Genomic DNA, 20195 nt, shown 5'->3' on the forward strand with positions numbered 1-20195 from the left:
TTGACCCTCCGGAATGAACTTCCCTCTGAGTCAATTTTTTGTTGGAATTATTATCAAATAGCAGCAAAGTTTACGAAAAGCTTTTAAATAGCAAACGGCTTTCCGACTTGTGCATCTTCTTCAAGAACCAGTATGCCTTTTTCTTGAGGAGCATCCGGAAGATCAAGCTCCTTCGCAGAACAGATCATGCCTGAAGAAGCAACGCCTCTCAACTCGGCATCCTTGATAAGCATCCCGCTAGGCATAACAGCTCCAACCTTCGCAACGACGACTTTCTGTCCACTGTCGATATTCGGAGCACCGCAGACAATCTGCAGCGTTTCTTCCCCAACATCCACTTTACAGACACTCAATTTGTCTGCATTCGGATGCTTTTCTTTTTCCTGCACATACCCTACAACAAATTTAGGAGAGAAGTCAGCCTGAAGCTCTTCTTCAAAACCATTCTTTTGGAGGGCGTCATTGATTTCCTTCAGCTTGTCCTGATTCATTTCCACCTGCCCATTGCTGTCAACCTTCAAGTAAGAGGAAGCATTGAACAAATTAAATCCGATCGTTTCGCCTGAGTTTTCATCAAAGATTCTTACCGCGTCACCTTTTTTATCAAATGCCTTCTCACCTTGAAAGCCAGGAACCATTGAAATGATTAAAGTATCTCCAACGCCTTCCAAATTATAAAATACGTTCATTCTTATTTCTCCCTTCCAGATTTACGATCCTGAGCCAAAATAAAAATCGGTTCCAATTCATTATCTTCATAAAGAAAAGATAAAGAAGTAATCGGAACTTTTCCGTTTGTAAAAAAGCTCATAGTCAATTCAGCAAGAATATCATACCCTGTTTCATTTCTGATGTCACCAATAATCAAGACATCCTGATGAGGAACGGAGATCGTCATTTCTCCTTCCGTTTTCTCTTTCATATCCTTAAGGAATGAAGCATTTAGAATCCGGCTCGCATCATAGCCGTCATTCGTGTTCAAGAAATGAAATACATTACCGGCAAGAGTATCCTGCTTCAGCTTAACCGGAAGAGAACGAAGGTTGAATCGTGCAGCTTCCTTCACTTTCTCCGCTGTCCATTTCTCTGCCTGCAGCAATTTTTCATCAATCATGCGGTAAGTAGCACCAAGATCCACCGCATAATAAATCCGCGTTTCCGCCGTATGATCTTCCGTTATAAAAGGCACATCCTCTTGTGTATCGGTCGGGAATGAGGTTGAGCGGATAACCGGAAAGATCTTCTTCTCTTTATCCGTCAGCGTGTGTTCATACCCCATCACATCCAGGGCCTCTTCCACATAGTAAACAACCTCATCGACGGCTTTCTCTTCCGAAACTTCCCACTTAGCAACAATCGGTGCCAGCGTGACACTGATTCCTTTTCCAGTATTGATATTTTCTATTCGCAAGACCTCTTTCTCCCTGTCAAAAAGAAACTTGCGGTCAGGAGAAGAAAGCCTCTCTTCTAGCTTCTTCCTCATTTTCTTAGCATCCATTTTATTTGTCCTCCTTTTCGTCAGGAGCATACTTTAATCGTTCTTATTGTACAATAAACAGCCTGTTATACAAAATGAAAGGGATAGATTTGCAAGGCTTCATTGATAGTGGTTTTTTTCCACTCTGAACTTAGCGCAGCATAAACAGTATTCTTTAATCCTCCTGAAAAAGGTGTTTACCGTGTAACCACCATGCTAGAAACCTTCATTCCCTTCTGCAGCAGGGTGTTTACCGCCTAATCACCAAGCTATAATTTCAAAATCCCACTAAAGCAGGGTATTTACCGCCTAGACACTTTTCCAAGCTCTGAATTCCAACAGGGGAACGGTGTTTAAGATACTACCGCCAAACGAATATCTTTCTAATCCTTCGACAAATTCCGGGGCGTGACTGTCACGCCCTGCAGACTTCCATGCAAAAAAAACAGAGGAACACGGGCGCTCCTCTGTTTAAGGCCATTACAGCCCTTGAATAAACTCTTCGATCTGCTCTTTCGTTTTTCTGTCTTTGCTGACGTACCGTCCTAGTTCTTTGCCGTTATCGAATGCAACGAAGCTTGGGATTCCGAATACGCCCAGGTCGGCACATAGGTCGATGAATTCATCTCTGTCAACGTATACGAATGTGTACTGAGAGTTATTTTCCTCGATTTCTGGAAGAACCGGATCGATCACACGGCAGTCAGGGCACCAGTCTGCTGAAAACATGAATATGTGCTTTCCTTCGCTTTTCATAGAGTTGAATTCTTCCATGCTGGATAATTTTTTCATCTTATTTCCCTCCTGTACTGATGTACAGCTGGTCTGATTTGATCCAGCCGATTTTTCTCATATAAAAAGATATTACCAGCGTAAGCAAGGCAGGTCCAACAATATGCAGCACCAAAATCTGTACCCATACCTGCCCGGAGAAGCCCATCGTTTTCAGCGTCATGATCTGCCCGACAAAACCACTGGTTCCCATGCCGGCACCTGCTGCATTGTTCTCCATGACCCATATCGTCGTCCCGATTGGAGCAAGGATCATTCCGGCTAACGTCGGCGGAATGAGTATACGCGGATTCCGGACGATATTCGGCACTTGAAGCATGGACGTACCGATCCCTTGTGCAAGCAGGCCGCCGAATTTATTTTCACGATAACTCATGACCGCAAAGCCGACCATCTGGGCACTGCACCCGATTGTCGCTGCGCCTGCAGCCACTCCGCTGAGGTCAAGCATCAGGGCAATGGCTGCTGATGAAATCGGTGCTGTCAGTGCCAATCCCATCAGAGCCGCTACCAGAATTCCCATAATGATTGGCCGCTGTTCTGTTCCCCATTCAATCCAGCTGCCGAAAAGAACCATAAATTCTCCAATCCACGGTCCTATCAAAGCCGCTGCCGTGTAACCCGCCGTAATGGTTACAAGGGGAGTGACAATGATATCCACCTTGGTCGTTTTACTGACTACCTTTCCGATTTCCGTGGAAAGCACAGCCGCGACATAAGCACCGGCAGGACCTCCCAGGGCTGCTCCTGCTGCTCCCGTAACCACGGCTGCAAAAAGAACGAGCGGAGGTGCGCCAAGTCCATAGGCAATCGCTGCCCCAATGGCTGGACCCATTAGGCCGATGGCCAGGTCCCCCATCTCGATAAGAAAATTAAAATCTAACTGTTGTCCAATCGTTTTTATAATGAGTCCTATAATCAAGGATGAGAACAAACCGAGTGCCATAAAGGACAAAGCATCGATAAAGTATACCTTTGCTGAAGGCTTGACTCCCTGTCTTTCTAAAAATTCTTTCATGTTGCCCTCCTTTTACACGTTATCAAACAGAATCATTTACTAGTGTAAAGACACATGTCGTAAAAGTCCACTATATTCTTTCCTCTTAGCTTTTGTTTTCCCTTAAATCTCCAGAGTATGAGTTATTTTCTCGCTATCGCCAAGGGAGAAAGAGGAAAAAGGGCAAAACAAAAACGCCCGATTGATTAACCAGGCGCAAAAGATAATAAGCTTTATTTATTTTTAACAGAAGAGACGACCTCCATCATGAACTCACTATCGTCGACCAAATCATCTTTAACGGATTGGGTTGTCATTTTAGTACCGCCGATTCCAGCAGTCAATTCAAATTGATCTTCCTCTACTTCACGAATCAAAAAATAACCGAATCGGTCATCGTCCCTGAAAGTTTCCTGCTTTACTATACTGGATTCATCCTCAACAGACAGTTCATAAAGCTGCTCACTGTCAGAAGACACATTCTGGTTATAAAATAAAATATAAGTATGATTTCCATTCTCTATAATTACATTATTAGCATTTTCCTCTTTGATGGTTGATCCAGATGGGAGATTAAAATGAAAGTTCTCTGTTTCCTCTGCCGCTTCTTCAACAGGACTTTCAAAGGTTTCTTTTACAGCTTCCACCGCTTCTTCCTGACTTTCCTCCAGTGTTGCACTACTGCAGCCTGCTGTCAGCATAAGCAAAGAAATGACAGAAAGCTTGAACATGATTGATTTTGACACCCACATCACTCCTTATCCAGCACTCATTCTTTTCTATCATACCCCTCAAAAAGGCCTATTGACAACCCTATTTTTAATAAGATTCCCCATCATTCGACAATTTATGAGAGCCTTTACATTCGTTTCGCTTTTTCATTCATGGTAAAATAAAACAAAACAATCATAAGGAGGCTTTTTTATGGAACTGACAGTCTATTTAGCAGGAGAAATACATAGTGACTGGAGAAGCGAGATTAAAGAAAAAGCTAAAGCATTACAGCTTCCCCTTTCATTCGTAGGGCCAATGGAGAACCATGAACGCTCAGATAATATTGGGGAGGAAATACAGGGAGAACAGCCTGGAGCTGTCTATAAAGATGACGCTGCCTCAGACCTCAACAATTTACGCACAGAAATTCTAATGTCGAAAGCAGATTTGGTCATTGCCTTATTCGGTGAAAAGTATAAACAATGGAACACGGCCATGGACGCAAGCGCCGCCATCGCTAAAGGCAAGCCGCTGATCCTCGTCCGTCCGCAAGAACTGCATCACCCGCTTAAAGAACTGTCCAATAAAGCAAATGTAACGGTTGAAACAGTCAACCAAGCCATCAAAGTTCTATCTTATATTTTCGAGACAGAGTAAAGGACGGATCAATTTTTTTGAAGAGGCTGGGACAAAACCATAATAAAAAGCTCTCTTCGCAAAGATTGTGGCTGAGTAAAAAGAATGGATTTCCGCTCCAGGTGCACGACTCCGTGGGGCGGGCGGTGAGCCTCCTCGGCTTTGCCTGTGGGGTCTCACCTGTCCCGCTAGTCCCGCAGGAGGTCGCACACCTTCCGCTCCAATCCGTCTACGTTCAGGAAAATCGATAAATAACCTTAAAAGCAACATCTTTCAAATAGTGCCTATTAAAATGAAAGAACCGCATGAAGTCAAGTATAAAACCTTGAACTCATGCGGTTTTATTTTTCTAATATCCCAACTTATGTCCCAGCCTCTTTTCTTTTGGGTTGAACGTTGAAGAGGGCCAGGAAAATGGGATTTACTATTATTATGCAGCCCGCTCAGCTTTCGAGGGACATCAAATCAAAAAAATCTCCACTTGATGTACCTCGCTCCGCCAGCGAAGTACATTATCTTGAGAATTTCCTCTTTTGATGTACCTCGCTTCGCCAGCGAAGTACATCATCTTGAGAATTTCCCCTTTTGATGTACCTCGCTTTGCCAGCTAAGTACATTATCTTGTGAATTTCCTCTTGTAATGTACCTCGCTCCGCCAGCGAGGTACATTATCTTGAGAATTTCCCCTTTTGATGTACCTCGCGCCGCCAGCTAAGTACATTATCTTGAGAAATTCCTCTTTTGATGTACCTCGCTTCCCCAGCTAAGTACATTATCTTGAGAATTTCCTCTTTTGATGTACCTCGCTCCGCCAGCGAAGTACATCATCTTGAGAATTTCCTCTTTTGATGTCCCTCGCTTCGCCAGCGAAGTACATCGTATCGAAAAAACCTTAAATGATGTACCCCGCGCACTCTCAAATAAAGACCTCTGCTTACCCCAGCTGTGAACCCGTTCTCCTGAAATTCCACTGCCCAACCAGGAGCTTTACCGTATGCTTGAACATCTCATCCCTGTTCACGGCTCCCTTTGTAAAGATGCCCATCGCTCCTTCATGCTGGCGGATTCCTTCACTTTGACAGTAATCATCCATGACCGGTCCAAGCTCTTCGCCATTCAGCAATCTATTGGCAATCGTTTCAGGCAAAAGAATTCTGGCACCCCCTGCTATGATGGGGTTCTCTCCTCTTTCAGCCAGCGCTCCCCAGTTACACAGAAACAAACCGTACTCAGTTTCCACCACGCCTCCCTCCAAACCGATTCCAAGATCACCTCTGGACATTTCAAGGACAGCTGCTCCACGGTTAATTGCCCCCTGGATGGTTTCTTCATCAGAGAAAGGCTGTTCACTGACACCCGATTCTGTTTTAAAACTTTCAAAATGCAGCTCTTCGGAGAGAATTTCTGCAAATCCTCCTTTGACAGCTCCAACCTTGGCTTTATTTTTTGTACCAATGCCTATAATCATCGTGTTTCCTCCTATTTTTATAAATTTTCACAAAAAGAAAGAGAGGTTAGCCCTCTCTCCCTTGATAGTCTATTAAGAATTTTGGCGGATGCTTTCGATTGTTGAGCGGTCGCACTCTTTAACAAGCTTTGTGATCAATTCTTTTGCCGCAGCATAGTCGTCCACGTGAATCATGGAAGCTGCAGTGTGGATGTAGCGGGAACAGATCCCGATGACTGCACTTGGAACACCCTCATTTGAGATATGGACGCGTCCTGCATCCGTTCCGCCTTGAGATACAAAGTATTGATATGGAATGTCATTTGATTCCGCTGTATCAAGGATGAACTCCCTCATGCCTCTGTGAGTAACCATTGAACGGTCAAGAATGCGGAGAAGAGCACCTTTTCCAAGATGGCCGAACTCTTTCTTGCTGCCTGACATGTCATTCGCCGGACTTGCATCAAGCGCAAAGAAAATATCTGGATTGATCATGTTGGCCGCAGTCTGGGCACCGCGAAGGCCTACTTCTTCTTGCACAGTAGCACCGGAATAAAGTGTATTCGGAAGGTCGACACCTTTCAATTCTTTAAGCAGTTCAACTGAAAGTCCGCAGCCGTAGCGGTTATCCCAAGCTTTTGCCAGAATTTTTTTCTCGTTTGCCATTGGCGTGAACGGACAGATCGGCACAATCTGCTGACCAGGCTTGATGCCGATTTTCTTCGCATCTTCTTTATCATCCGCACCGATATCAATCAGCATATTTTTAATCGCCATTGGCTTGCTTCGCTGTGATTCATCGAGCAGGTGTGGAGGAATCGAACCGATGACGCCTGTAACCGGACCGTTGTCTGTGATGACCTGAACACGCTGGGCCAGCAAGACCTGGCTCCACCATCCTCCAAGCGTCTGGAAGCGGATCATTCCGTTATCCGTCACAGAAGTAACCATGAATCCTACTTCATCCATATGGCCGGCTACCATGACTTTCGGGCTGTTTTCCTGACCCTTCCTTACGCCGAATATCCCGCCAAGGCCGTCCTGGATGACCTCATCAGAGTATTTTGTCAGTTCTTCCTTCATAAATTTACGTACAGCATGCTCATTGCCAGGCGCGCCAGGCAATTCAGTCAGCGTACGGAATAATTCCATTGTCTCTTGATTCATAATGGCTAAAACCCCTTTATGTATATAATGATAATCTCCATTCCTATTTTACAGAACTTTCAAGCGACTTTCCACAAATCTTGCTTAAAAGTGATCTACCCTTTAAGATGTACCTTCCTCGAAAGTTTAGTATAATGGAATCAGAAATATTCGTGCTAGGAGGAAAAGTAATGAATTGGAAATCGTTTTTACTCGGTGCAGGAGTTGGAATTGCTGGAGGATACTTACTGAAAGAAACGCTTAATACACAAACATTGCATTCTCCTGAAAAAGTTCTGCAAACCATGAAAACTGCATTTAAAAAAGAAGGGCCGATCAATGGATCCTGGATAGGCATGGTGCCGGAAAGCTATGAAGTATATCCGATTAAAACCAAAGTCTATCGCGGCGGCATCTCCCGCCATAAAGATGGAGCCCTTCAGCAATATGAATTTATTGCCGATTCTAAAACAGGGACGATTCTGAACATCCAGCAGCTGTCCTGACACCAAAAACGGAAAGGCCCATGATGAGCCTAAGGCCAGTGAAATCTACCGAATTTTATAGTCTACTTGTTGTGACCAAAGATAAAGTCAACTTCCCTTCCTTAAATAGGAAGAAAAGTTGACTTTTTTCTTTGAAAGCAATGTACATGCTGCTCTCTTTACTGCACTATCTTTGGAATCTTTTTATATTATCGAAAAATTTGCCTGCCGGGCTGGAAGGGTCCTATTTCATCTAGTCGTTAGAAAGATACTGATACAATCCAGTGACCGGTGGTACTTATTCATATCGTTCAGTATTTTGGATAGTAAATAAAGGAAAAAAGCTCCCTTATTTACTTCAAAACACTAAGAAGAGCTAAAATAGGGGAATAAATTTCCCTTATTTAACTAAATACAGTAGAAAGATGTGCTTTTTTATCATATAAGAGAAAAAAGTTCCTCTATTCACCCCAGAATGAGCTTGAATTTGCAATTAAGGGAAAAAAGTTCCCTTATTTTTACCGCTGGGTACCCTATTAAAGGTAATGACTGTCCGCTTACGCTATAAAACTCATTCCATCGGGCACACAACCAAGTGGTGTATGCATCTTGAATGGACTCCAACCTTCTTTCATACATTTGAAGCGTAAAAGACACGAATCTGCAATTAAAAATCTTTTATGGACTTTTCCAGTGAACTCATGAGCCTTTCCGTTTTTTTATTTCCGCCTATCCACAGACTGTTCGATTTCACCCTCTGGATTCCATCTAAGTGCACGGTAGACAGCGTCATGGTAAAACAAGAACCAGTATCCTTCATCCATGGCTTTTCTAATCCATTTTTCTTTTGCGTGAATAGATGTCATCGGATAATCATCATAAGCCAGGACCCATAAGGGATTTTTATGCGCATGGGTCGGCATTAAATCCGCCATATGAATGAGTTTATCCTCTCCTCTTTCGATAAGAATGATGGAGTGGCCATCACTATGGCCTCCAGTGTGAATCATCTTCACACCATCCAGCACTTCTATTTCATCCTTGAAAGCCTTCACCTGATGGGCGATGCTTTCCCAGTTTTCTTTCCAATATGTATTCTTGGAACGGATATTCGGATTCCTCATTTCATCCCATTCTGTTTGAGATGTGTAAATGACTGCATTAGGAAATACGGATACAAGTTCATCGCCTTCATATCTGGTCAGCCCGCATGCATGGTCAAAATGCATATGAGTCATCAATATGATATCTATGTCACTCGGTTTCAAACCCAGCGATTGCAGCGATTCCTCTATGGAGGATTCTTCCGACACTCCATAATTACGCTTTTGTTTATCCGAAAGTTTTCCTTTTCCAATTCCAGATTCAATCAATATATTCTTACCATCCAGCTGAAAAAAGATTGGATCCGTTCTTAACTCAATCTGATTCAGGTCATTAACTTCGTACTTTCTGGACCATAACGGCTTGGGCACGACCCCGAACATTGCACCGCCATCCATCCTGGTCACCCCGCCGTCAAGCCATCTAAAACTTAAGTCTTGCAGCTCCAATGATTCCATATTCCATCTCCCCTTTCTTTCTTCATATTATCAGAAAATTCCTCCGTATTAAAACTTCAACCATCAGGAAGGCCGTGAGTTAACACTCTAAAGCACTAAGAGGGACAGTCCCTATTCGCACGGTAACGCGTTAATTCAGCACAATTCTGCCTTTCCTAAACTCACTACAACAAAAAAACAGCCCACCTTTGTGAGCTGCCCATTCCTTACGACTATTTTTTTGGATACTTTACTTCACTACGGTAGATTCTTTCACCCCGGGAAGAAAATTTTTCTTCATACTCTGTCATGATGTTTCCTTCAAAATCACTGTTATGAAGATCCAGGCTGAGGAAAGTCAACAGAAGACCATAATGTGAAAAGCTCTGGAGCGAATACTCAAACAGCCCTTGGTTATCAGTCTTGAAATGAATTTCACCTTCATCCACCAGGATATCCTCATACAATTTCAAGAAGCCTTTAAATGTCAGACGCCTCTTTTCATGGCGGTTTTTTGGCCAAGGATCTGAAAAGTTAAGATACACCCTGTCTACATCATTTTTCTCAAAGTATTCTTTAAGGTTTTTGGCGTCAACATTCAACAGCTTGACGTTCGGTATGTCCGCCTCGATGATTCTGTCCAGGGCCGAAACAATGACACTCTCGTACAATTCAATGCCAATATAGTTAATGTCAGGATTGGCTTTAGCCATTTCCGTCACAAATTGTCCTTTGCCGGTCCCGACTTCAATATGAAGGGGGTTATTATTGCCGAATTCCTCACTCCACTTACCCTTCTTTTCTTCAGGCTGGGCAACAACATATTGAGGATACTCATTAAGCTTTTCGCTTGCCCATGGTTTATATCTTAAACGCATATAGACACCTCTTTTTTCTTGACCTCTTTTTAAAACTGTTTTTGTAAGTATTGTTGGCTATTCAAGGAGTAGTTGATCTTCGTTCCAGGCGTACGACTCCGCGGGGCGTGCGGTGAGCCTCCTCGGCTTTGCCTGCGGGGTCTCACCTGCCCGCTAGTCCCGCAGGAGATCGTTCGCCTTCCACTACAATCAACACTGTATAAAAAAGTAAAAAACAAACTTTTAGAATACAGCCATTAAAGTATAGTTCTTAAAAAACATCAATTTTAAAAAGAGTAAAAATAGAATTTCTCATCGTCAAAACAATACCATGACATCCCTTTCTCTGCAAGTCATGTCGGGATTTATCAGTATTTGATGAGTGGTTTTATAATCTGAAGTATTCACGAGGATATACCTGTATTACTATAAATCAGGGTTCTGTATGCGTTTACATATAAGTTAAGCATTGATAAGGGGTCTATAAGGCCCCTTATGCCAATTTGGATAGCGATGATGTTCTGTTAAGGTTATAAATGTAGCTTATTTGCACGGTCTTGAAACAAAGAAAAGGGGATGGATATAAATGAGTAAATTAGTAAATATCGCTGCTGAGGTTTCAGTTTTGGCCGGAATGGCTGTTATGTTCGTAGGGTACAGCTTGGCAGTATATCCTGTAGAGAAGTTGACTCAGCGTTCGTTTTCAATATAAGTAAAACTAAGAAAGCCGCCACAAAAAATTGTGGCGGCTTTCTTTGTCTGAATGAACGGACAGCCTTTTGTACCTTTTTATCGATTTGCGCCCGGCAAAAAAACATTTCTCCGAATTTCACACCAGACCTCTTTCCATCCTTCATCCCTATCCATGCATAAACAAAAAAAGAATCCACAAACTACATGTGAATTCTTTTCTATATCTCAACCGGAAAGGGTGTTATTATGCCACTCGGACATCATGATCAAATGAACTTGTTAAAGGATATATTAATTAACCACTCTGATGACTGCTGCGGTTCGGTCGCAGAGTGTGAACAGCTGGAACGGCTGGTGAAGTCCCTGATGGTGAACACGGACATAGGAGACGGTATCAAGCCGATTCTTCAGGAAGTTTATAACTACAGCCAAAATGGGATCAACTCTTCTGACCTCGATCTTCATATCACTTCCCAGAAACAGAACCTTTCCCAATGGGTTCATGACATGGACACTTTATCTTAGAGCTTAGACGATGGAGTGAAGGTATTCAATCCAGTGGTTCATTTCGTGGAATCTCGCCTTCCCTTTATGCCATTGAATGGACAATAGGGTTTGGGAGACCACATACCATTTCATTCGAAGCTTAAGGCTGTCTGTCATTGGGACACCATATTGCGAAAGCCACGTTTCCCAGTTCTCCTCAGGTATATACCAATAAAGGAGAAGGCCGATATCAATAGCCGGGTCGGCAATCATGGCTCCATCCCAGTCAATCAGATACAACTGGTTGTTATCCGAAAGCAGCCAGTTGTTGTGGTTGACATCTCCATGGCAGACTACATATTCGTCATGAGAGATATTGGGCAGATCCGTTTGGAGAAATTGCAGAGCCTCTCTCACCTTGGGATGTGACAGCAGCTCAAAATCGAGCCCGGTCTCCAGTTCTGCCAGCATATGTTCAGGCTGAAAACGCTCTTTTCCCAGTCTCTCCAGCATCGTTAATAACGGTCTGGAAGAATGGATTTTCTTTAAGAGCTTTGCTGCCCTTTCCTCTTCCATTTCTACAGGATCCAGTTCTCTCCCGTTCAGCCAATGCTGCGCTGTTATAACATCGCCATTCTCTATTCTTTTAGTCCAGACAAGTTTTGGGACAATCCCTTCAGCTGACAGCACAGCCAAAAAAGGAGAAGAGTTCCTTTTCAGAAAAAGCTTTTGCTCCTGATATCGGGCAAAAAATGCTTCTCCTGTTGCTCCTCCCGCCGATACAATTTCCCAATCCTGATCAAATAAGTGTTCCAATAATACTCACCCTCTATTGGTTCGCTTCATTTATATTAAAATAGTATCTTTTAAATATCGTATTTGTCTTTGCATAAAAAATTGCGGCTGATTATAGTAACAGGTTTCCATTCCATAACTATAAAATCGCCTGGAAAATAAAAAAGACAGCTATTGGGCAAAAAGTGCAATAGCCATCTTTATCAATAGTATCGTCTCTTGCCCCATTCCGTCAAGTCCTATCGAAAGCGGGGATCGCAGAGCAAATCTTATTCAGTACGTACCTAGAGAGTGATTTACAGCTGTTTATTAATCGATGCTGTCAAAAGCACATTATACTGCATCATTTCTCGATTCCAAGAGTTTGATGCTGTTCAAAACCACTTTTACTGCATCATTTACCAATTTCAAGAAGTTTGATGCCATTCAAAGCTATCTTATACAGCATCATTTTCCAATTCTTAAGATCTCATGCTATTGAAGCAGCATCAATTCCCGCTATCGAATATTTCATGCTGTTCAAATCCTTTATACAGCACCGTTCTCCCGACCTATTTATTTACCGCTGATCAAAGCTCTACCTGCAGCAAACATAACAGCTGACAGGATCAGCCTTCAATGTGTTTTTATTCAATAACTCCAGCGTCTCCAGTCCTGCACGTTTCCCGTCAGCTATCAGTTTCCACGGTGCTCCGCCTTCCGGAAGATGGACAGACGATCCAGACTCACGTGCATGAAATAGAATAAACATCTCATTCCAAGGGCCATATGCCTTAATGTTATGGAAATGCAATTTGACCATCCCAGGCCCACTGTAATCCGCCTTTATATGCTTCCTAATCAATTGAGGTGTGCTGAACCTTAGAGCCCCGTGGGATTTACGGATGGTGATCAGCCCTTTTATATATTCAACCTTATCCTGATATAACGTTCGCCTATGCCAATCAAGCTGATTGATTTTGTCCGGGGATTTGTAACTATTTTCGACTCCCTCCTTGGTACGGAGAAATTCCTGTCCAGCATGCAAAAACGAAATCCCTTGGGAAAGAAGGACCATCGACGTGGCAAGCATATGTCTCTCTTCCCTCTCTGCTTTATCAGGACAGCACGCCGAAATCTTATCCCACAAGGTATGATTGTCATGTGATTCAACATAGTTAACCGTCTGGGCAGGATGTAAAAACAGCCCGGATTCTTCTGTTAACCCAATGCTGCCTGTAAGCACTTCGGCGGCTCTTTTTTCGAGACCGCTGTGTCCAAGTGCAAAGCCCCTGTCATACAAGTTAAAGGTGCTCCCTTTGATACCGTCTCGAAATGAGTCATTAAATTGGCTGACTCCCTGCATCTTTCCGGCATTGCGGATGGCAGCCTTCCTGCTCTGAGGCAGCGGGGTATTTAAATCCCAGCCTTCACCGATGATCAATGCATTAGGCAGTATCTTTTCCACTTCCTTATGAACATCATTCATGGTTTCAACATCCAGAATTCCCATCAGATCAAAACGGAATCCATCCACCCTGTATTCTTTCAGCCAATACCGAACCGAATCCACAATGAATTTCCGTACCATTTTTCTTTCCGAGGCGATGTCATTTCCTACTCCGGTGCCATTGGAAGGCATGCCATTCTCGTCATATCGAAAATAATAGCCTGGAACAATTTTTTCAAAAGAAGATTCCTCTTTTATATAAACATGATTGTACACAACATCTAAAATGACCCGGATTCCCCTGCTGTGAAGGGAGTGGATTACCTCTTTCAGCTCATTGATCCTGATGTATGGGTTCTGGGGACTGGTCGAGTAGCTTCCTTCAGGAGCATTAAAGTTCAGCGGATTGTAGCCCCAGTTGTATCTCTCATCGTCCCGGAGATCTGATACTCCCTCAAAATCATTTACGGGCAGCAGTTCCACATGGGTTATCCCGAGTTCATCCAAATAATCCAACCCTGTTGAAAGTCCGTTTGACGTTTTCGTTCCGGCTTCCGTGAATGCCCGGTAGACGCCCTTATTCTTCATACCGCTTTCCTCATTCATGGAAAAATCCCGGACATGAAGTTCATAGATGATGCTGTCTGTCTTGGATTCCAATGCAGGGAGTGACTCCATGGCTGGAACCGTTTTACCCATGTCAACGACAGCGCCCCACTCACTGTTGAGTGATACAGATTTAGCATAGGGATCCACCGCTTCCTGCCAATGAAGATTGATACAGGTCAGATAAGTATAAAAACAGCCTTCTGCATTTTCCTCCAGAGTAAAGGTCCAAACTCCTTTTTCCCCTCTTGTCATGTCGTGCTGCTGGATGGCACTCATATCGAGGTCAGTGATTTTCAATTTGACCTTCGTCGCAGTCGGCGCCCAAACTTTAAAGGTGGTCCTGCCGGCATCAAGGCTCACACCCAAATCATTTCCTTCATAAAAATACTTTTCATCGAATTCCAGCGTCCTTATCACTGCTCCAACCTGCAGATCCGTTTCATTACCATGCTCATCTTCAATATGATAAGTCCTGTCCAGCTGAGGTTCAAAATCAATGGAACATATATATTTATTCTGTTCCTGCAGAGAGTGTCTTTCTCTAATCGTAAGAGGAAGCTTTTCTTTGTTCTCTTCTTTTATATAAAAAGCTGAAGACTTTCCCTCAAAATAGGCGTGGGGAAGCAGGACTGTTACCGTTTTCATTTCATCTAAATAGGCAAAGAATTTTCTTTGTATGATCAGCAAAAATATACACCTCCCCTATGGACTCAGCTATTGATATCCGCTGTCTTCCAATTATGATGCTGTACTTCGATATGTAGCTTTTTATTTTCTTCAATGAGCCCGATATACTCACCATCCACTTGAACAGGTACGGGTTCAGGCGATGTAATCAGAATTTCTTTTACCCTATAGGTTTCTACCTCTTTGAATGTGGTATGCTTGCCTAAAAATACGGACAGAAAGACCACTAGAAGCTTCAGCCTGGACAGGTTCTGGACAACCGTGAGATCCAGCATGCCATCAGCAGAATCAGCCTTGGGAGAGATTTTCATTCCCCCTCCAAAATATTGCTGATTCGAAATCGTAATAAACCATGTGTGCCGGAAGCTTTTCTTTTCCCCATCGATTTCTGCTTCCAGAACCAGTGGTTTGAATTTCATTGCTTCTGAAAAAACCAGAACAGCATAAATAAGTTTTCCCAGAGAAAGTCTATTCAGCCATTTCTTAATGGGGGAATGCTGTGCTCTCATCGTGACTTTTGCATCAAATCCTGCTCCCATACTATTCACAAAGTACCCTTTGCGATACCCATTCAACACATACAATCCAGTATCGTGGAATTTTTCTTGCAGCCGATCTTCTTGGAACAGCCTGATGACTGTAGCACCCTGATCAGCTTTTGCCGGCCACAAATAACCTTTCGCAAAATCATTTCCGCTTCCGGCTGGGAAATGACCGACTGTTACATTGTCATAGCCGATACATTGATTGATCAGGGCACTGATGGTACCATCCCCGCCTACTCCGACAATAAATAATTTCTCGTCAGGGGCTGCCTCCACAGCATTCCGGACGGCCGCCCTCATCTCATCAACCGAATGGGTGAAGCAGAGATCATCTTGATGAACCATTAACTGCTTCTGCAATTTCTCCCAGACAGGAACCAAATAGCTGTTTTTGGCATTCATATTTATGATATAAATAGTTCTCATATTTCTTCTTCATCTTCTCGTAAAGGATGGTTATCATCCGACTGCCACCCCGTTCTCTTAAAGGAAGTGCTTTGACAGAAATCCAGAAGTCCTTTAGCCAATTTCAATTGAACGTTTTTAATAGGGGAATGGGATGCCCTCATTTTTCCGAACCACTCTGCATGCGCTCTCTTGTCGATGAGATGCAGGTTTTGAGGAGCCATCCCATAATCGATATATCCATTTCGGCTGATGACCCCCTTTTTGATGGGAAGATTCACCTCCAGATGCTTCATGAGAGTGGAAATCACCGATTCCATCCTATTTAAAGAGATCAAAGGATTTAGCACCTTGGAATCCCTATCCCCAGTCTTCTTCAGCCAGAAACGTTCCTGAGATCCTATAAAAGCGGCTTCATCATCTTCTTCCATAAAGGTTAAGCACCAGATCTCTGTGGGGGTCAGTAAAAGAATATCCATTTCCATTGGAGCATTTTTGAACTTAAAAACCGGGAAATACATCAGAAAAATATTATCTGGGAACCTTTTCAAAAAATACATAAGCCGCTCGTCAGAAGTATAACTTTTATCAACGTAAGATTTTTCCATTATGGTAGAACTCGCCCACCTTAACTGAAAGTGAAACAACTGGTCGAGGAACAGGTGCTTCAGTTCCTCTTCGGTCGAAGGAAGTTCTGTAAAATTCAAATTCATCTCTGAATCTTCTTCTGAAGGAGGGGCCTGCATTTCAAGTTCCTGCCATTCCGCCTCCTCTTTCTCCCGTTTTTTGAACAACCCTCCAAATTTGGACATCAAACTTGTTTTCTCTGAGATATCCTCTGCTTCTTCAGGTTCTTCCTGAAATAACAGCTCTCCCTGGTCCCAGCTTTCCTTCCATTTTGCCCATTGCTGTTTTTTTAACCGGACAAATTGGGAAGGATAACGATAAGTATCCAATTCATACCGAGAAATATAGTCTTGCAGCTTAATTAGTTGCGCCATAAGTTTTTCCCCTCTTGCATTATATGTTTGTATTTTTATGTTTCTTACTAATAAATTTCAATCATAGGATCAACGTGAACTTCTCTACTTCTTCATACTTAGGTGTACGGTCGAGATGCGTCCGGTAGAGTACAAATTCCTCTATCCGGAAACCCAAAGGTTCTTTCAGTGAAAAAGGGGTAAGCAGGCTGCCGGCGAATCTTTCATCTCCTCCCCACTTCCTGGCAATCGTAATGTGTGGATTGAATGGCCTTTTGTCTAGTTCATATCCTTCCTGCAGGCATTCCGAGTACACAGCATCTCTTAAAGTGGACAAGGAAGAAGAAGGACTTACATCACTCCAGAGAATCCGGGGTGATGACGGATTTCCGAATGTTCCAAGATTTTGAACGGTTAATGAAAAAGAAGATAATTCTTTCTTCACCTCATGGATTCTGTCAATAGATTTTCTTAGGCGTTCTTCTTCGGTGCTCCCCAAAAAAGCCAAAGTAATATGGTAGTCCTCTGGATGTACCCATCGTTGAAACCGCAAAGCAGCCTTTACCCTTGACGACCAATCATCCATGCTTTTTTTCGTATCCTGCGGCAGCGGTACCGCATAAAAATAATGGTGTTGTTTCATCCTGCACACCTTTCCGTATTTTCATTAACTTTCATTTTATCAGACTAAGCATGCAACAGATATCTAAATCAGCAATTGCATGCTGGATTCCATCACAATTATTGCCATCTTTAATAGCCTTTACGCCTGGTAATTAAACATTTCAGTGAAGAGATAGCTGGGAACGACATCATGTGGATGTTCTTTTTGCAGTGCTGGTTACCCGATCAGGTTCATGACTGAGGACTGGTAAAAAATAAGGGAAGTTTTTTCCGTTAATTGCAGAATTGAGCTCATTTGGGTGGTGAATAAGGGAAATTTTTTCCCTTATATAAAGCAAAAGCGTCTATTTTCAACTTTTTTAGTCAAATAAGGGAAGTTTTTTCCTCTATTTAAGGTATTTTCGGCGCTAATCAGTCAATAAGGGAAATTTGTTCCTCTATTTGGTAGATCAAATTACTGACCACCTAACCGTTGAAAGTGACCTTTCTCTGTTCATGGATACGGGAATCAGCATCTTTTTATTGACTAGATGAGAATGTACTCTTCCAGCTTTAACTGGAAAATGTTTCCCTAAAAAATACAGAATATGATAGCTTTCAAAAGCAACAATGCTATCTTACCCTCATCCCCTTTTCTAAAGGAGGATCTTCGCTGCAGGCGTGCGACCTCCTGCGGGACTAGCGGGCGTCTAGTTCCAGCGCCCACCCCTCGGAGTCATGCGGCTGGAGCGGAAGTCCATTACTTTTAAACAGCTGCAATCTTTGCCCAAACAGCCCTTTAATAAAAAAGAGGCATTATTGAATTTTTAAGGAGAAAGCATTTACTATAGTAAACGAAATCATTAAATCTTATATATTTGATAAGATTTGTTAGAATTAGTAACATAATAATATAATGAATGGACTTATAACGAAGAACTCATTGACTTTAAATGAAAGGGCGTAATGATATGAAAGTCGTTCAAAATATAGCAGATTTAATCGGAGATACACCGCTGGTCAAGTTGAATCGCCTGAAACCCGAAGGCGGAGCGGAGATTTATGTAAAACTGGAATTCTACAACCCGAGCAAAAGTGTTAAAGACCGTGCTGCCTATCAAATGATTGTGGAGGCTGAGAACGCCGGGCTATTAAAAGCAGGCTCCACCATCATTGAGCCCACAAGCGGAAACACCGGAATCGGGCTTGCGATGAATGCAGCAGCAAGAGGATATAAAGCAATCCTTGTCATGCCGGATACGATGACACAGGAAAGAATCAACCTGCTGAAAGCCTATGGAGCGGAAGTGGTACTCACTCCGGGAGATGAAAAAATGCCGGGAGCGATTCAAAAGGCGAAAGACCTTACAAAGGAAATCGAGAACAGCTTCATGCCGATGCAGTTTGAAAATGAATCTAACCCTAATGCACACCGCAAAACAACAGCGGTGGAAATCATCGAGGCAATGGAGGAACTGGGTAAACCCCTATCCGCATTTGTTGCCACAGCTGGTACCGGCGGAACGATCACAGGAACCGGGGAAGTATTAAGAGAACACTACAAAGATCTCCAAGTTCATGTAGTCGAGCCTGCGGGTTCACCTGTCCTTTCAGGCGGACAGCCGGGCAAACATAAATTGGTCGGTACAAGCCCGGGTTTCATCCCAGAAATTTTGAATCAAGATGTATACGATGAAATTCATAAAATTGAGGATGAAGATGCGTATGATATCGCAAGGCGTATGGCCAGCGAAGAGGGAATCCTGGTCGGTCCATCTTCAGGTGCAGCCTGCTACGCCGCAATCCAGGTAGCCCAAAAGCTTTCACCGGATGATATCGTAATATGCATCGCTTGTGATACAGGAGAAAGATATCTGTCCAGCGATTTGTTTCGATTCTAATTAAGACTAACAAGGCGTGAGTTCTTCCTTAGGAGGACCCACGCCTTTAATTTATGCAAGCACAAATGCGGAAGCGCCTCGAACAGCCCCGACAGGCAAATGTTCCTCAGAGAAAAAAAAAGGCGGGCTTTCCTTTTATTCTCTGAGGGTTATTTGACCCCGAGGGGCTTGGCGCTGAAGCTGGACGAATCAAAAGCACAAGCGCCTCGGTCAGCCCCGACAGGCAAATGTTCCTCAGAGAAAAAAAGGCGGGCTTTCCTTTTATTCTCTGAGGGTTATTTGACCCCGAGGGGCTAGGCGCTGAAGCTGGACGGATCAAAAGCACAAGCGCCTCGGTCAGCCCCGACAGGCAAATGTTCCTCAGCGAAAAAAGAGGCGGGCTTTCCTTTTATTCTCTGAGGGTTATTTGACCCCGAGGGGCTAGGCGCTGAAGCTGGACGGATCAAAAGCACAAGCGCCTCGAACAGCCCCGACAGGCAAATGTTCCTCAGAGAAAAAAAAGGCGGGCTTTCCTTTTATTCTCTGAGGGTTATTTGACCCCGAGGGGCTWGGCGCTGAAGCTGGACGAATCAAAAGCGTAAGCGCCTTGACCAGCCCCGACAGGCAAATGTTCCTCAGAGAAAAAAAGAGGGCTTTCCTTTTATTCTCTGAGGGTTATTTGACCCCGAGGGGCTAGGCGCTGAAGCTGGACGAATCAAAAGCGTAAGCGCCTTGACCAGCCCCGACAGGCAAATGTTCCTCAGAGAAAAAAAGAGGGCTTTCCTTTTATTCTCTGAGGGTTATTTGACCCCGAGGGGCTAGGCGCTGAAGCTGGACGGATCAAAAGCACAAGCGCCTCGAACAGCCCCGACAGGCAAATGTTCCTCAGAGAAAAAAAAGGCGGGCTTTCCTTTTATTCTCTGAGGGTTATTTGACCCCGAGGGGCTTGGCGCTGAAACTAGCCGTGAATACTATAGCTATAAGTTATCCA

The 20195-nt window shown here is 43.5% G+C and carries 19 protein-coding genes; 5 read left to right on the forward strand and 14 right to left on the reverse strand.

Translation table 11 applies throughout. The features are described from left to right. Window positions 1-83 precede the first annotated feature (83 nt). The 5 genes from ytpR to FZC78_RS01855 form a co-directional block, all read right to left on the reverse strand. Window positions 84-689: a YtpR family tRNA-binding protein gene (gene ytpR, locus FZC78_RS01835; RefSeq protein WP_148937987.1), complete on the reverse strand. Its 606-nt coding sequence runs from the start codon at window positions 687-689 to the stop codon at window positions 84-86. A gap of 2 nt (window positions 690-691) precedes the next feature. Then, window positions 692-1498 (reverse strand): DUF1444 domain-containing protein, encoded by an 807-nt coding sequence (locus FZC78_RS01840; RefSeq protein WP_148937988.1) that lies wholly within the window; start codon window positions 1496-1498, stop codon window positions 692-694. A 459-nt stretch (window positions 1499-1957) separates the two neighbouring features. Continuing rightward, window positions 1958-2269, reverse strand: a complete 312-nt coding sequence (locus FZC78_RS01845) for a thioredoxin family protein (RefSeq protein WP_148937989.1) — start codon at window positions 2267-2269, stop codon at window positions 1958-1960. A 1-nt stretch (window position 2270) separates the two neighbouring features. After that, the gene (locus FZC78_RS01850) at window positions 2271-3287 is read right to left on the reverse strand and encodes a PTS transporter subunit IIC (RefSeq protein ID WP_148937990.1); all 1017 of its coding nucleotides are present in this window, start codon (window positions 3285-3287) and stop codon (window positions 2271-2273) included. A gap of 212 nt (window positions 3288-3499) precedes the next feature. Then, the gene (locus FZC78_RS01855) at window positions 3500-4012 is read right to left on the reverse strand and encodes a hypothetical protein (RefSeq protein WP_148937991.1); all 513 of its coding nucleotides are present in this window, start codon (window positions 4010-4012) and stop codon (window positions 3500-3502) included. Window positions 4013-4190: 178 nt separating this feature from the next. On the opposite strand from FZC78_RS01855, the gene FZC78_RS01860 reads away from it, so the two are divergent. Next, a complete protein-coding gene (locus FZC78_RS01860) occupies window positions 4191-4637 on the forward strand; it encodes a YtoQ family protein (protein WP_148937992.1) in 447 nt (148 codons plus the stop codon). A gap of 913 nt (window positions 4638-5550) precedes the next feature. Here the strand turns inward: FZC78_RS01860 and FZC78_RS01865 are convergent. Next, window positions 5551-6084: a DUF84 family protein gene (locus FZC78_RS01865; RefSeq protein ID WP_148937993.1), complete on the reverse strand. Its 534-nt coding sequence runs from the start codon at window positions 6082-6084 to the stop codon at window positions 5551-5553. A gap of 72 nt (window positions 6085-6156) precedes the next feature. Further along, complete coding sequence (locus tag FZC78_RS01870; protein ID WP_148937994.1) at window positions 6157-7230, reverse strand: M42 family metallopeptidase; 1074 nt, start codon at window positions 7228-7230, stop codon at window positions 6157-6159. A 170-nt stretch (window positions 7231-7400) separates the two neighbouring features. Between FZC78_RS01870 and FZC78_RS01875 the strand changes: the two genes are divergently transcribed. After that, complete coding sequence (locus tag FZC78_RS01875; RefSeq protein ID WP_148937995.1) at window positions 7401-7715, forward strand: hypothetical protein; 315 nt, start codon at window positions 7401-7403, stop codon at window positions 7713-7715. A 698-nt stretch (window positions 7716-8413) separates the two neighbouring features. Here FZC78_RS01875 and FZC78_RS01880 read toward each other — a convergent pair. Together FZC78_RS01880 and trmB are read right to left on the reverse strand one after the other, a co-directional pair. Further along, window positions 8414-9256, reverse strand: coding sequence for a YtnP family quorum-quenching lactonase (locus FZC78_RS01880; protein WP_148937996.1), 843 nt, complete (start codon window positions 9254-9256; stop codon window positions 8414-8416). A gap of 212 nt (window positions 9257-9468) precedes the next feature. Continuing rightward, window positions 9469-10113, reverse strand: coding sequence for a tRNA (guanosine(46)-N7)-methyltransferase TrmB (gene trmB, locus FZC78_RS01885; RefSeq protein WP_148937997.1), 645 nt, complete (start codon window positions 10111-10113; stop codon window positions 9469-9471). Between the two features lie 565 nt (window positions 10114-10678). Between trmB and FZC78_RS24470 the strand changes: the two genes are divergently transcribed. Then, window positions 10679-10804: a hypothetical protein gene (locus FZC78_RS24470; RefSeq protein ID WP_262371021.1), complete on the forward strand. Its 126-nt coding sequence runs from the start codon at window positions 10679-10681 to the stop codon at window positions 10802-10804. A gap of 227 nt (window positions 10805-11031) precedes the next feature. Further along, window positions 11032-11310 carry a YtzH-like family protein gene (locus tag FZC78_RS01890; RefSeq protein WP_148937998.1) on the forward strand — a complete coding sequence of 93 codons (279 nt, stop codon included), beginning with the start codon at window positions 11032-11034 and terminating at the stop codon, window positions 11308-11310. Window positions 11311-11313: 3 nt separating this feature from the next. On the opposite strand, the gene FZC78_RS01895 is transcribed toward FZC78_RS01890, so the two are convergent. From FZC78_RS01895 to thpR, 5 genes are all read right to left on the reverse strand, one after another. After that, window positions 11314-12087 (reverse strand): phosphotransferase family protein, encoded by a 774-nt coding sequence (locus FZC78_RS01895; RefSeq protein ID WP_148937999.1) that lies wholly within the window; start codon window positions 12085-12087, stop codon window positions 11314-11316. A gap of 556 nt (window positions 12088-12643) precedes the next feature. Beyond that, on the reverse strand, window positions 12644-14791 hold the full coding sequence (pulA, locus tag FZC78_RS01900) for a type I pullulanase (protein ID WP_148938000.1): 2148 nt from the start codon (window positions 14789-14791) through the stop codon (window positions 12644-12646). 23 nt (window positions 14792-14814) lie between these two features. Continuing rightward, window positions 14815-15762 (reverse strand): diacylglycerol/lipid kinase family protein, encoded by a 948-nt coding sequence (locus FZC78_RS01905; protein WP_148938001.1) that lies wholly within the window; start codon window positions 15760-15762, stop codon window positions 14815-14817. After that, entirely contained in the window at window positions 15759-16742 is a 984-nt protein-coding gene (locus FZC78_RS01910) for an NERD domain-containing protein (protein WP_148938002.1), read from the reverse strand. The genes FZC78_RS01905 and FZC78_RS01910 overlap by 4 nt, the downstream gene beginning before the upstream one ends. Before the next feature lie 61 nt (window positions 16743-16803). Further along, window positions 16804-17364 (reverse strand): RNA 2',3'-cyclic phosphodiesterase, encoded by a 561-nt coding sequence (gene thpR / locus FZC78_RS01915; RefSeq protein ID WP_148938003.1) that lies wholly within the window; start codon window positions 17362-17364, stop codon window positions 16804-16806. Window positions 17365-18295: 931 nt separating this feature from the next. On the opposite strand from thpR, the gene cysK reads away from it, so the two are divergent. Continuing rightward, on the forward strand, window positions 18296-19225 hold the full coding sequence (gene cysK, locus FZC78_RS01920; protein ID WP_148938004.1) for a cysteine synthase A: 930 nt from the start codon (window positions 18296-18298) through the stop codon (window positions 19223-19225). Window positions 19226-20195: the final 970 nt, after the last annotated feature.

Source organism: Rossellomorea vietnamensis, assembly GCF_008180415.1.
GTDB lineage: Bacteria > Bacillota > Bacilli > Bacillales > Bacillaceae_B > Rossellomorea > Rossellomorea vietnamensis_C.